A 12,954-nucleotide genomic window follows, 5' to 3' on the forward strand; every position below is an offset into this window, starting at 1 on the left:
GATTGAGTAAAGAAAAGGAGGACAGTGTGTCCTCCTTTTTTGTTCTCAGGTTATTGGTCCAGTGATGTCCGAGCGGACTGGTCCTTATTTGAGCATTTCTTGAGTACGATAATTTATATGATTTCTTGTAATCTGTGTTTGCACAAAAACACAAATGGCAAGGAGCCTAATAACATGAAATCTACATGGATGAAGATTCTATTCTCTACACTGGTACTTTCTCTCGCGGCATGTTCCGGTGGTGGCGGCGGCGGCGGTGGTAGCAGCAACAGCGGCGACGTGGCCAACGATTCTCCGACAATCACAAATCCTCCGACAGCGGCTAAAGGTACGTCCACTGATATGGCAAACCTTTTGACTGCTGTTGGTGCCGGCACATCAGAGGACATTGTTACAAGACTGTTCAGTGTTTTCGATACTGCCCCAGTTAAGAGCCATGGAAAAGTCAAAGTAATGGGTGGTGATCTTGAACCATGCATGTCTATGGAAGGTTCAGACATCACGGATGACGATGAGGATGGATTCCTGGCTTACTATCGCTTCAAATCTACAAACTGCGAGTTTGCAGGCGAAGATGATTATGAGAATTTGACTGAAACTTACAGTGACGATCTGATCATCCGAGATGCTGATGATAACAATGAGTACTCCAATGCGTCGTTGACGTTGAAAGGCACCAGCTCTTGGAAAAATGGTTCCAATGCGGAAGTGGCTTCCGGTTACACAGCGGCGTCCCTGGCTTATACGGGAGCAGCTGGTTTGTTGAAAATGAACTACAAAACAGGCGGTTATAATAATCATATCACTCCTGCTCAGCCACAAGGCTACATGGCGATGTGGTTGTCTGTGCAGTTCAGTCCAAGCCCGTTGGTTGCGATCAATGCAAATGTCACTGGTTTTGCTCAGTTCTATGTTCAGGATGTGGGTTTGGTGACTGTTTCTGTAAATTCTGACAGCGACTACACTTTGAATTCGGCTTCACGCTGCTTGGAAGGTGGCTCATTGGCATTTAAATATGCGGATGACACGGCCGTGGTGTCTCCAAGATCACAAAAAGTCTGCCTGGGTGCATTTAGTGCTTACTAAGATCTGGTCTTAGGTAACATCCAGTGTTCTAAAACATCTGCCTCTATTGCGCTCAGAGAGAGACAATAGAGGCATGAAACTCGTACTCTTCTTCGTATTGCTGGCGGTCTTGGGCTTGGCATTCTGGGGATGCCCTTCGAAGAAGTATATTCCCGATCCAACGCCTCCGCAGCCTCAGGTTATGCGCTATGATGAAGTGCTAAGACAAAGCGGTCAGGCACCGCATGTGGGACCAAGGCTGGATCAGCGCCGGATGCTGGCATAAAAAAAAGACTCCCTAAGGAGTCTTTTTTTGTTTTCCAAAATGTTGCAATCAAATTCACTGTCTTATTTTACAGTGCCCTTGTAGATGTAAGCAATTCCGCCAGTCAAAGAGATGTATTCCATTTCAGAATAAGCGCCGCTTTCCTTCATCAGATTCAGGAAGCCTTCTTTGCATGGGAATGCCGCAGAGGACTTTTGCAGATACTCGTAAGCTTCCTTTTGACCTGTCACCAAACCACCGATTTTCGGCAGGATGTTCTGGGAATAGAAGTTATAAAGCGCACCGAAAACAGGAATACTAACCTGACCAAATTCCAAAACCATGACTTTGCCGCCCGGACGAGTCACGCGTGCCATTTCTTTAAGTGCTTTCACCGGATCACCGACATTGCGAATACCGAAAGAGATACTGCAAATATCAAAGCTGTTGTCAGCATACTGAAGCTGGGTCACATCGGCTTGTTCAAACTTAATATCCAGGCCACGCTCTTGCGCTTTGCCCGGAGCCGGAATCATCATTTCGGCGCAGAAGTCAGTTCCGATAACAGAACCCGTACCCACAGTTTTTTTGAATTCAATGGCAAGGTCACCCGTGCCTGTCGCGCAATCCAAAACCTGCTGACCTGCTTTGGCACCGCTATATTTTACTAACTTTTTTCTCCACAAGTGGTGAACCCCCATGGAAAGGACATTGTTGCCCTTGTCATAGTTCGCTGCCACTTTTGAAAACATAGAGCGGATGATTTCTGGATTTGGAGAGTGCTTTTGATTAGTGTGCATGAGCGGTCACCTTGTGAAGAGGGCGGTCAATCGCAGTCAGGATTTTATCCAGTTTGCGCATCATCATCTGGAAGTCGTTCAAAGTTAAAGCCTGCATCCCATCGGAAAGAGCTTCCTCTGGACGAGGGTGAACTTCCACGATGATGCCGTCAGCACCCACCGCAGCAGCGGCGTAAGCCAGATCCGGAACCAAAGCGCGGATGCCCACGGCATGGGAAGGATCGACGATCACAGGAAGATTTGTATTTCGTTTCGCAAACGCTACGGCATTCAAATCCAAAGTGTTGCGAGTGGAAGTTTCAAAAGTGCGGATGCCGCGTTCGCACAGGATCACGTTCGGGTTGCCACCGTTGGTGACGTATTCGGCCGCTTTGATCCATTCTTCGATGTAGGCAGCAAGGCCGCGCTTCAAAAGAACCGGCTTTTTTTGACGACCCAGTTCTTTCAGAAGTTCGTAGTTCTGCATGCTGCGAGAACCCACTTGGAAACATTCAACAAGGTCGTAAATTTCTTCGATCTGTCTGACGTCGGTAACTTCAGACACCAGGCTCATGTTCAGTTCTTTGCAAACAGATTTCACGATGTCGAAAGATCCGGAGCCCAAACCCTGGAAGGCTTTGGAAGAGGTGCGCATTTTCCAGATACCACCACGAAGCAAGTGCGCGCCCGCGGCCTTAACTCCGGAAGCAGTTTCCAGAAATTGTGCATGACTCTCGATAGAGCATGGGCCAGCGATCACAGTGAATTGAGGGCCCCCAATGGAAAAACCGCCAACATTGACGATTTGGGTTGAGGGACTTGTTTGCATAGTTTGCGTTTCCATAATACGAACTTCTTCTCACCCTGGTTAACGTTTTAACAACTTGAAAGTCGTAAAAAGAGGGTCCTTTTGTGGAACGGCAGAATAGCATAACGCTTGAAGGCATTACAAACTTTTTGGAGGCAGGGGCCCTCTTGCGACATAGAAACCAATGGATTCTCATTGAAGGCCCATTCACGGCGGCTGAGAGCCCGAATAGTGTCGAAATTTCAGTGTTTTGCCCGGATTTCTATGATTTGACGAAGCCCTCCTTATGGAGCGGAAAGGCCGTCCACAAGCTGTCTTCAGAGGACTTGCGCCAAATTTGTGAGGCGTACTTGTCTAAAGAAGCCTCTATTGTGGAGCCCTTAGCGAAAACTTCCTGGGCAGAGCCACGCAAAGAAGACTTCGCAGAAGCCTTGCGTGTCATTCAAACCAGAATTCAGAAAAATGAAATTCAGAAAGCTGTTCCGGCTGTGTTCGCTCGTGCGGCGCAGTCCGTTGCTGCACATGACCGTGCTGTGATGATCTTGCAGCTGTTGCAGGCTCCGCCGACTTTGTATGTCTATGGATTCTGGCAGCAGGGGGAAGGTCTGCTGGGGGCGACGCCAGAAGTTCTTTTCGACTATTCGCAGGGAATTTTGCAGACGATGGCCTTGGCCGGAACGTGCCCAAAAAGTGAAAGCACCGAGCGGGAATCTCTTCTGAAAGATCCCAAGGAAATGCTTGAGCACCAGCTGGTGGTGGAGGATATTTCCAAACTTCTGGGGCAGTGGGGCAAAGTGGAGGCTCAAGGGCCTCACATTCTGGAGCTGCCGATTCTGTATCACCTAAAAACCGACATTCAGGTTCATTGTCAGACGCGTCCGGACTTTGTGGCGTTGGCGAAAAGTCTGCATCCAACTCCGGCGCTGGGCGTGGCTCCGCGTTCGCAAGGGTATCTGTGGATGCAAAGTCTGCCGGGGCAGGAAGGGCGGCGTTATTTCGGAGGTCCTTTTGCATTTATGAATGCTGAGGAGGCTCTGTGTCTTGTCGCGATTCGCAATTTGCAGTGGAGCAAAGACTCTGCGATGATTGGTTCCGGCTGTGGCGTTGTGGCAGCCAGCGAATTGGAAAGAGAATGGCGGGAGCTTTATCAAAAGCGCCTGTCAGTGAAAAAAGTATTGGGGCTTGAAGTATGACAAACATGGAACTGGCAGCAAAAGTCATTCAGGAACTGGTTCACACCGGGGTGAGAGAATTCATCCTGTGCGCCGGAGCCCGCAACAGTCCCATGGTTCATATTCTGGACGAATGTAAAAACCTAAAAGTGTATTCCTTCTTTGAAGAGCGTTCTGCGGGCTTTTTCGCCCTGGGGCGTATTGCCAGCACTCGCCGTCCGGTGGCGATTATCACCACGTCAGGAACTGCGGTGGCAGAACTTTTGCCGGCAGCGGTGGAGGGCACATATTCCTCTCTGCCATTGATTTTGGTAACGGCGGATCGCCCGAAGCATTATCGTGGCTCCGGTGCGCCGCAGACGATTGAGCAGGTTGGTATTTTCTCTTACTACAACGAAGTGGCTTTGGATTTGGACAGTGAAAATTCTCACTTGTCATTTAAGTCCCTGTCCTGGAAAAAACCAGTTCATGTGAATGTCAGTTTTGAAGAGCCTCTGATTGACGGCCCGGTGCCGGCAATTCATATCCCCAGTGTTTCTGAAAGAACCAAGCTGCCTGCCCAAATCCCACTGGGCACACTGAAGGAAATGGAAGACTTTATTAATTCTCACAAACCTTTGGTGATTGTGGGAATTCTGCCGGAAAAAGCTTACGGGACTGTGCTTGAGTTCCTGAAGCAGTACAAAGCTCCGGTTTACTGCGAAGGTATTTCCAGTTTGCGTGGCCATCCGGATATAAAAGATGTTGAAATCCGCTCTGGCGAAAAAATGATTCATCGTATTCTGGGAATGGGTGTTTGCGATTCCATTCTGCGTATTGGCGGGGTTCCCACTGCGCGCGTCTGGCGCGATCTGGAGGATAAGTACAAAGATCTTCCGGTGTTCTCTGTCAGTTTCAATCACTACACTGGTTTGAGCCGTCCGGTGCAACATTGTAATTCCCTGGATTTGCTCAGTCAGGTGGAGTTCAACTATCCTCACCATGAAAATGTGAAGATCAACATCGAGGATTCTGCGCGAGCTTCACAAATCCGTCAGTTGCTGGAAAAATATCCTGACTCTGAACAGGGCCAGATCTACGCACTTTCAAAACGCATGAAGGGTGCATCCGTTTATCTGGGGAATTCCCTGCCGATTCGGGAATGGGACTCCAGTTCTTCACATGATTTCCCTCCGGCACGCGTGGCGGCCAATCGTGGCGCCAACGGTATTGACGGGCAGATTTCCACCTTCCTGGGCTGGGCGCATCCAGAGCTTGAAAACTGGTGTCTTGTTGGAGATTTAACCGCGCTGTATGATTTATCGTCACTTTGGGCAACTTCTCAGTTGGACGTGAAAAAACTCCGCATTGTGGTCATCAACAATGGTGGAGGACAAATATTCCACCGCATGTTTAAGAAAGAGATTTTCATAAACAAGCACCAGATTTCGTTCGATTCATGGGCAAAGATGTGGAACTGGTCCTATCAAAAGTGGCATACTATTCCAGACGAGGCTGTGACGTTGGACTTTGCAGATCACCAGATCATTGAGCTCTGTCCGAACTGGGAGCACACCCAAGAATTCTGGAAGGAGTACGACTCGTTGTGGAAAGAGTGAATCTCTTCTTCCTTCATGGTTTTCTCGGAAGACCGACGGATTGGGCGCAAGTAAAGGCGCATCTTCCGCAAACTGAAGGATTGCGAATTTATACACCTGATTACTTTAAAGAACTTTCTTTGGGGCCAAGCAATTCATTTGAAAGCTGGGCCGAGAATTTCATTCGACTGGTGGAAACACATGGTTCCGCCGCGGATCGAAATATCGTGGTGGGATATTCATTAGGAGGCCGTCTGGCCCTGCATGCTCTGGAAAAAAAGCCTGCGTTGTTTTACAAGGTTGTGCTGATTTCCACCAATCCGGGTTTTAATGACGTTCACGAATCCTTTGATCCCATTTCTGAAGAGCGCCGTCAGCGCTGGATGAACGATTCTTACTGGGCCGAGGAATTTTTAAAAGCCCCGTGGGATATGGTTCTGCGCAACTGGAATGCGCAGCCGGTCTTTGGCGGTGGTGAGGCCGAACCTCTGCGCTCTGAAAAGGAATACTCCCGGGAAACCTTAAGTCTGGCTTTGACCCAGTGGTCACTGGCGCAGCAGAAAAACATGCGCAGTCTGCTGGCCCGGCAGTTGCAAAAGCTGATTTGGCTGGTCGGAGAACGGGACGAAAAGTTTGTGGAAATGTCCAGGCGTATTGAGGATGAAGTGGCGGGATTCCAGTTTGAAGTGATTCCGTCTTCATCCCATCGTGTCTTGTTCGACAGCCCCAAGGATCTGGGTGAGCGTATTCGTCAGTTAGTTCAAAAGCTTCTTTGATTCCGTGTCAATCCAGACACGGAAGCTTTTCACATTCATGTAAATGGACTTCTCTTTGCAGACATCCTTGTTTTGGATGTACTGGTTGCGCTCGTCCGCTTTCACTTCGTCAGGCACAGTCCAGGAAACCGCAGACGCCACGCCCACGACGTAGTCCTTGCCCTGATATCTCATCAGCGCCGGACCGCCAGAATCGCCGCTACAGATGCCTTTGCCGTTCTTTTGATCGATATAGAATTGAGTTTCATCCTGACTGAACTGATTGATGGTCAGATCGACATTGCGAAGCTGGCCCGAACCCTGTGTGTCCGTCGGAGTGCTGCGTTTGCCAGAAATACGTCCGTAGCCAGCGGCCGTGAAGACCTGCCCTTTCTTCAGCGGGAAAGAGGCATCGGCCAGCTCCACCGGGCGATAATTTAACGGAGCGGTTTCTTTCATGGAAATCAGGCCCAGATCGTTGCGGTCCTTGGAGCTGAGTTTTTTGTATTTGTCATGAGTGGCTGTTTTATAAGCTTTGCGAAGCACATAGTTGCCTGTCAGGGGATTGATACCGAAAGCCAACGACAGGTCCGAGGCTTTTTCCCCCACACAGTGAGCCGCCGTCAGAATCAGATTTCTTTTAATCAATGTGCCAGTGCAATAAGTCTTTGTCGGGTTGTCATAGATCAGTACGACATAGTTGGAAACGGTGTCGTTTTTGTTGGTATCTATGCCACCAACAATAGCGCTGTTTTCAGGGACAGGTGAAAAACCGTCCTGGGATTCAGAGCAGGCAGACAATACTAAAACGATCAAAGAGCCAACGTACAACTTCGCTTTCATAGTCCCTCAGTCCAAGTAGGGCTTTGAAATAACAAAAGGGCTGCTTTTTGAGTAGCAGCCCTTGGTGTTTGTGAAAAAATTAGATGCTTATTTTTGCAGAGCCTGATCGGGATTGACCAGAGACTTGGAAAGCTTGGTGGCCATGCGATTGATCCAGGTCTTGTAGTACAGGGTGCTGGTGAAAGCCGAGAACTGCGAGCAATCGTTGTTATCGTCCTTAACGCCACGGCTGGTAACGCCCATCAGGTACAGTTCGCCCTTGATTTCAACATAAGCCGGGCCGCCGGAATCACCGTGGCAGGCGCCAGTGCCCTTGGTTTGATCGATCAGGAATTCAGAGGTGCTATAGTTCAAATTACTGATTGTGACTTTGGTGGAACGCAAGCGGCCCACGCCATCCCCTGTGACACCGTCAGAGATGCCATAGCCCGCCACCGTGATTTCCATACCTGTTTTCAGGCTGCGTTTGTTTGGCAGGAAGGTTACGGGCTTGTAGCCAGCAGGAACTGTTCCCGTGAAGTGAATCATGGCGATGTCGCCCGTGTCGAAGTCTTCGCCTTGTCGATTTTCCCAGTAAGGGGACACTTCAACTTTATCCACTTGGCGGCGTTCGCTTAGTGCGGTGATTTCCGTGCCGAAGAAAACGTACATGTCTTCGGTGAAGTAGCCGATACAGTGAGCGGCTGTCAGAACGATGTTGTTTGGAAGCAGAGACCCTGTGCAGATTTCGCCTTCGAAAGCGTCGTAAACAGCGACGATGCTGTTTTGAATCTTGTCGGTGGCTTGCACTTCTGTGCCGCCGATGATTCCGTCTGCATTTGTTGTGATTACGCTGGAATTGTTCGCTTGAGGTGAGCAGGCAGAAAGTAGGCTTGTCATGATCCCCGAAATTAGCAACTTATTCAGCTTCACTAAAATCCCCCCGGATTACGACCTACAAAATTTGTAGTTCGTGGGCTGAATAAACCCCATTTTGGCACCACATGACAAGATGATAATGCTAATGAGAAACATAAGGGGGACTTATCCCCCTTAAGCCTGAAAGACTTACAGGTTTTTGAAGCTGTCGGTGGCTTCAATAAGAGCTGAACGCGTTCCCGGCTCAGCCGCCGCATGGCCCGAGTCAGGAATGATTGTAAATTTTGCTTCCGGCCAGGCCTTGTGAAGCTCCCACGCGGAGGTTGCCGGGCAGACCACATCGTAACGACCCTGGACGATAACGCCCGGGATGTGACGGATCTTATCGACATTTTCCAGAATCCAGTTGTTGGTTTTAAAGAACGCATTGTTTGTAAAGTAATGACACTCAATGCGCGCAAAACTCAAAGCGAATTCCGGATCGTCGAATTCATCCACAGCCTTAGGGTCCACGATCAGACGGGAAGTGGCTGCTTCCCATTTGCTCCAGGCTTTGGCTGCTTCCAGACGGACGTCAGCGCTTTCGTGAGTCAGGCGTTTGTAATACGCCGTAACCATATCGTGGCGTTCGTTCTGTGGAATCGGTTTCAGGTATTCGTCCCAGACATCCGGGAAGATGTTAGATGCGCCCTCTTGATAGAACCATTTGATTTCAGAAGGACGGCACAGGAAGATCCCGCGCAAAACCAACGCCTTTACGCGCTCTGTATGTGTGATCGCATAAGTCAAAGCCAGTGTGGAACCCCAGCTTCCACCGAAGACCACCCATTTGTCGATCTTCAGCATCTCGCGAATGGTTTCGATATCTTTCACCAGATCCCACGTGGAATTTTCACGCAGCTCCGCGCACGGAGTGGACTGTCCACTGCCACGCTGATCAAACAAAATAATTCGGTAGGCCTTTGGATCAAAGAAACGACGGTGATCCGGAGCCACGCCGCCACCCGGGCCGCCATGCAGGAAGACCACGGGTTTTCCCTGTGGATTTCCGCATTCTTCCCAGTAAAGAGTGTGAATATCAGAAACTTTCAGCATGCCTTTGTTATAAGGCTCGATTGCTGGGTAAAATTCGCGCATATAGACCTCGCTGTGAAAGACAGCAAAGCCTCTCGCAGTTTGAGTGTTAAGTCAAAATGCGCGGAGCCGAGAGATCAGTCCTGTTTTTTTAGTTTGTCCTTCAGAAGAAGAGGGCAAAGACCCGCACGGCAGCACAGGCGGGAAAATTCCTGGGGACTGTTGGTTTGGTTCAAGAGAGCTTGAAGAAGCTTCAGGGCATCTTTGGATCGTAGCTGAACTGCTGACACACGCACCTCCCACTTCTTAAGCATAAGGGGAGGTTTTGATAAGAATCCAGTAATTGAGAACAACTATCAATAGATGAGAAGGGGTTGAGAATCAACCCCGACCAGCCTGGGGCTTATTTGGCTATGCTGGTACCGATATCACGGGGATCGGCCACGCCGTGCAGTTTGTCGCCTTCTTTGGTTACGGCCATCACGTTGCAGGGGATCGGTTCCACGCGAACATCGTAACCCATGTTTTTAAGCTCTTTTAGAACCTCTGGTTTCGGTCCCGGAGGATCGATAAACAACACATCCGGCTGCCATTGCTGATGATAACGAACCATGGCTACGGAATCATAAAGCGGCAGTTTGAATTCCACGTAATTTAGAATTGTCTGAGCCACACAGCTGATAATGCGAGTTCCACCCGGAGCACCCACCGCCATAACAGGCTTGTTGTTTTCCAGCAGAATCGTTGGCGACATACTGCTTAGCGGAGTTTTGCGAGGAGCAATGGCATTGGGCTTGCCACCGATGGCTCCGAACAAATTGGAGGCTCCGACCTGTGCTGCGAAGTCATCCATTTCGTTGTTTAAGACAATCCCGGTTCCCGGAGCCACGATAGCTGCGCCCATCCAGCCATTGATGGTTTGAGTGGAGGCCACGGCATTTCCCTGATTGTCGATCAAGGACATGTGAGTGGTGTCAGTGGATTCATATTTTAGCGGATCGCCGCCATACACTTCTGAAGCCTTGCGGGCGCGGCTTTCCTCAAACTGGGAGCGGCGTTGTTTTAAATAATCCGCTGACAACAGACCTTCCACCGGGACATGACCGAAATCGGGATCACCCAGATAAACCGCTCTGTCAGCAAAGGCTGATTGCAGGGCCGAAGCGGCAAGGTGGATGGATTTGGTGGAAAGGGGACCAGCTTTAGCCAAAGAGTCTTCTTTCAAAAGATCCAGGAACTGAATCACATGCACTCCGCCGGAACTTGGTGGTGGCATGGAGATCACCTCAAACTTACCCACTTTGCCTTCAACAGGCTTTCTGAATTTAACTTCGTAAGTGTCGAAATCTTTTTGCGTCAGTAGGCCTTTTCTTTGTTTGGAAAGCTTCAGGATGGAGTTGGCGACAGATCCTTTGTAGAAACCATCTTTGCCTTTTGTCGCGATGATTTTCAGTGTCTTGGCCAGATCTTTTTGCACAAGCTTGGTTCCGATTGCAGGAACTTTTCCATCCTTGGTCAGGAAGATGGCTTTGGCCGCGGGATCTTTTGCCAGAACATTGGCGCGATCTGTAAGGGCGCGATGGAATTCCGGATAAATATCAAACCCGTTTTCAGCCAGCTCAATCGCCGGTTGCATGATTGTTTTTAAAGGCAAGGAGCCGAATCTTTTGTGAACTTCCAGAAGACCGGCAACCATTCCCGGAACCCCGACAGCCAGAATGCCATCTTGTGAAAGTTTGGAATCAGCTTTGCCATCTTTTCCAATGTACATGTCTTGAGTTGCCTTCAGTGGGGCTCTTTCGCGGAAGTCGATGGCGTAGGTGTCACCGGTTTTGGCTTCATGAAACATCATAAAGCCGCCGCCGCCAATACCTGTGGACTGTGGACGTTCAACGGAAACAGTGAATGAAGCGGCGACTGTGGCATCAATGATATTTCCGCCCAGTGTAAACATTTTCTCTGCCGCCAGGCTGGAGTACCGGCCTTGCGTGGAAATGGCGAACTGACTGCCGAAGGCTTCGGCGGATGCGTGGTCAGGACGCTCTTGCGCCGTGCGAATGACCGGGCTTTGAATTGATTGCGTGCTTTGACAGCCAAGGGTCAAAACCGAAAGGGATAGCACGAGTAGTCTTGTTGTTTTCATCAGGCTTTCCTCCAACCTGTTTTATGAGTCCATTCAATGTATTCTTTGTGTCTTTTTTCGGGGTCGGGCGGATGATAGTCGCCATCCATCGGCGTGATCACCAGGCTTTCCAAAGGCTCAAGCCCTATATCAGCCCTGCGGGTGTTAAGGTTTTCTTCGTCCTCAACGTCGGAAATTCGTAAAATACCATTTTCATCCCAGTCTGCATTGGTGCCGTAGATTTGTTTGCGGCCCTCGTAAAAACGAATGCGATCCACTAAAAATGCGACGTAGGATTTTGGAACTTGATTGGTCTTAACCAGCTCCAAAAGAACTTCCTCTTGGGCGCGCATAAATTCAGGCCAGCTGATCGCATGCAGAATGATTCTGAGTGCGGCCGTACAGGCCTCTTCACCGACAAGAGCGATGGTGGGGAAACCGTTTTTTTCAATCAGCTCTTTCAGTTTCTGGGCATTGCGCAGGTGCACCTTTTCCATTTGCGGATGGTAGCCGTGAAAAAGTTCGCCTGTGCTGGCCAAAACCTCGCGCACGGCTTCGTCCTCTCTCATCAGATGAAGAATTTCCTCTGCATATGTCATCCGAAGAACTCCGTCAGGATGCGGTTTTTTTCAAGCTCCGGGAAGAAGCTGGCATCAAAGGCGATCTGGTTGCAGCGATGAAATTCCTCTGCGGTGAACCCGTGAACGCGATGAAGAACTTCGTAATCGTCACTGAGGCAGGTGGCAAAAATACCCGGGTCGTCAGAATTGATGGTGACAAGAATTCCGGCCTTCATCAGCTGACGGATTGGATGGGCTTCGTAAGTCGGGAAGGATTGGGTCAGATAGTTGCTGATCGGGCAGATCTCCAATGGAATACGACGATCTTTCACGAACTCCAGAACTGTTGGGTTATTGACGATCTGAATGCCATGGCCGATGCGTTCGGCTCCTAATATCTCGATACTGTCGTGCACCCAGGATGCGGATTCAGGTTGGGGAGTTTCTCCGGAATGAACTGTGATATGTAGTCCCGCTTTTTTTGCTTTTTGGAAAAGGGGCGCAAAGGTCTTCGGATCAAAGCCCTCTTCGTTGTCAGCCAGATCCAGAGCCAAAAAGCTGTCTTTGTGGTCAATGGCGAAATCCACAACTTTTTCCGCAACCTCATAGGACTTGATTCTTTGAATAATGCAAATCAGGCCGATCAGCATCGGGAATTGTTTGCGGGCCTGCTCGATGCCCTTTAGAAGGGAGCGATGGATCTTTTCAAAGGTCAGGGATTTATGTCCATCTGCAATGAAGGTCGGTGCGTAACGCAGTTCCAAAAGGCGCACTCCGTCGTTGAAAGCGTCTTCACAGGCTTCATAAGCAATACGGGTCAGGATTTCTTCGCTGGCCAGAACTTTCTGTGCGTTCATAAATTTGTTCAGTACAGATCCCAGGTCTTTCATGGGGCCGGTAATCAAAAATTGATCTTTTTGTCCCTGCGATGTCGGCGCCAAGGGAATTCCCACCTGGGGGGCCAGTTCCAAGATGGTGCTCCAACGCACTGAGCAGTCCAAGTGACGATGGAGATCCACCTTCAGGATGTCGCGAATATTGTGGGAATAAAGCCTTTCCATTTGAAGTTCCTCGCT

At 49.6% G+C, this 12,954-nt stretch carries 14 protein-coding genes; 5 read left to right on the forward strand and 9 right to left on the reverse strand.

Annotated features, from left to right (window positions below; translation table 11 throughout):
• The first annotated feature begins 174 nt into the window (after positions 1–174).
• On the forward strand, positions 175–1,086 hold the full coding sequence (locus tag EZJ49_RS14070) for a hypothetical protein (RefSeq protein ID WP_262552832.1): 912 nt from the start codon (positions 175–177) through the stop codon (positions 1,084–1,086).
• 73 nt (positions 1,087–1,159) lie between these two features.
• Positions 1,160–1,351, forward strand: coding sequence for a hypothetical protein (locus EZJ49_RS14075; protein WP_262552833.1), 192 nt, complete (start codon positions 1,160–1,162; stop codon positions 1,349–1,351).
• A gap of 62 nt (positions 1,352–1,413) precedes the next feature.
• On the opposite strand, the gene ubiE is transcribed toward EZJ49_RS14075, so the two are convergent.
• The gene (gene ubiE, locus EZJ49_RS14080) at positions 1,414–2,130 is read right to left on the reverse strand and encodes a bifunctional demethylmenaquinone methyltransferase/2-methoxy-6-polyprenyl-1,4-benzoquinol methylase UbiE (RefSeq protein ID WP_262552834.1); all 717 of its coding nucleotides are present in this window, start codon (positions 2,128–2,130) and stop codon (positions 1,414–1,416) included.
• Positions 2,120–2,953, reverse strand: coding sequence for a 3-deoxy-7-phosphoheptulonate synthase (gene aroF / locus EZJ49_RS14085; protein WP_262552835.1), 834 nt, complete (start codon positions 2,951–2,953; stop codon positions 2,120–2,122). Before aroF ends, ubiE begins: the two co-directional genes overlap by 11 nt.
• A gap of 314 nt (positions 2,954–3,267) precedes the next feature.
• Here aroF and EZJ49_RS14090 point away from each other — a divergent pair, with 314 nt between their 5' ends.
• Genes EZJ49_RS14090 through EZJ49_RS14100 form a run of 3 tightly spaced genes read left to right on the forward strand, consistent with a single transcriptional unit; the run spans position 3,268 to position 6,442 of the window.
• Complete coding sequence (locus tag EZJ49_RS14090; RefSeq protein ID WP_262552837.1) at positions 3,268–4,110, forward strand: chorismate-binding protein; 843 nt, start codon at positions 3,268–3,270, stop codon at positions 4,108–4,110.
• Positions 4,107–5,687 (forward strand): 2-succinyl-5-enolpyruvyl-6-hydroxy-3-cyclohexene-1-carboxylic-acid synthase, encoded by a 1,581-nt coding sequence (menD, locus tag EZJ49_RS14095; RefSeq protein ID WP_262552838.1) that lies wholly within the window; start codon positions 4,107–4,109, stop codon positions 5,685–5,687. The genes EZJ49_RS14090 and menD overlap by 4 nt, the downstream gene beginning before the upstream one ends.
• Positions 5,675–6,442: an alpha/beta fold hydrolase gene (locus EZJ49_RS14100; RefSeq protein ID WP_262552839.1), complete on the forward strand. Its 768-nt coding sequence runs from the start codon at positions 5,675–5,677 to the stop codon at positions 6,440–6,442. Before menD ends, EZJ49_RS14100 begins: the two co-directional genes overlap by 13 nt.
• On the opposite strand, the gene EZJ49_RS14105 is transcribed toward EZJ49_RS14100, so the two are convergent.
• The 7 genes from EZJ49_RS14105 to add all read right to left on the reverse strand — a co-directional run bounded on the left by EZJ49_RS14105 (position 6,422) and on the right by add (position 12,939).
• Positions 6,422–7,264: a S1 family peptidase gene (locus tag EZJ49_RS14105; RefSeq protein ID WP_262552840.1), complete on the reverse strand. Its 843-nt coding sequence runs from the start codon at positions 7,262–7,264 to the stop codon at positions 6,422–6,424. The two genes, EZJ49_RS14100 and EZJ49_RS14105, sit on opposite strands and share 21 nt — an antisense overlap.
• Positions 7,265–7,351: 87 nt before the next feature.
• Entirely contained in the window at positions 7,352–8,143 is a 792-nt protein-coding gene (locus EZJ49_RS14110) for a S1 family peptidase (protein ID WP_262552841.1), read from the reverse strand.
• Positions 8,144–8,311: 168 nt separating this feature from the next.
• The gene (pip, locus tag EZJ49_RS14115; protein WP_262552842.1) at positions 8,312–9,259 is read right to left on the reverse strand and encodes a prolyl aminopeptidase; all 948 of its coding nucleotides are present in this window, start codon (positions 9,257–9,259) and stop codon (positions 8,312–8,314) included.
• 74 nt (positions 9,260–9,333) lie between these two features.
• Positions 9,334–9,486, reverse strand: a complete 153-nt coding sequence (locus EZJ49_RS14120; RefSeq protein ID WP_262552847.1) for a hypothetical protein — start codon at positions 9,484–9,486, stop codon at positions 9,334–9,336.
• A gap of 113 nt (positions 9,487–9,599) precedes the next feature.
• The gene (ggt, locus tag EZJ49_RS14125; RefSeq protein WP_262552848.1) at positions 9,600–11,339 is read right to left on the reverse strand and encodes a gamma-glutamyltransferase; all 1,740 of its coding nucleotides are present in this window, start codon (positions 11,337–11,339) and stop codon (positions 9,600–9,602) included.
• A complete protein-coding gene (locus tag EZJ49_RS14130) occupies positions 11,339–11,917 on the reverse strand; it encodes a DUF6624 domain-containing protein (protein WP_262552849.1) in 579 nt (192 codons plus the stop codon). Before EZJ49_RS14130 ends, ggt begins: the two co-directional genes overlap by 1 nt.
• On the reverse strand, positions 11,914–12,939 hold the full coding sequence (gene add / locus EZJ49_RS14135; RefSeq protein WP_262552851.1) for an adenosine deaminase: 1,026 nt from the start codon (positions 12,937–12,939) through the stop codon (positions 11,914–11,916). The genes EZJ49_RS14130 and add overlap by 4 nt, the downstream gene beginning before the upstream one ends.
• Positions 12,940–12,954: the final 15 nt, after the last annotated feature.

Origin of the sequence: Bdellovibrio bacteriovorus (assembly GCF_025558485.1) — a bacterium.
Classification (GTDB): Bacteria; Bdellovibrionota; Bdellovibrionia; order Bdellovibrionales; family Bdellovibrionaceae; genus Bdellovibrio; species Bdellovibrio bacteriovorus_G.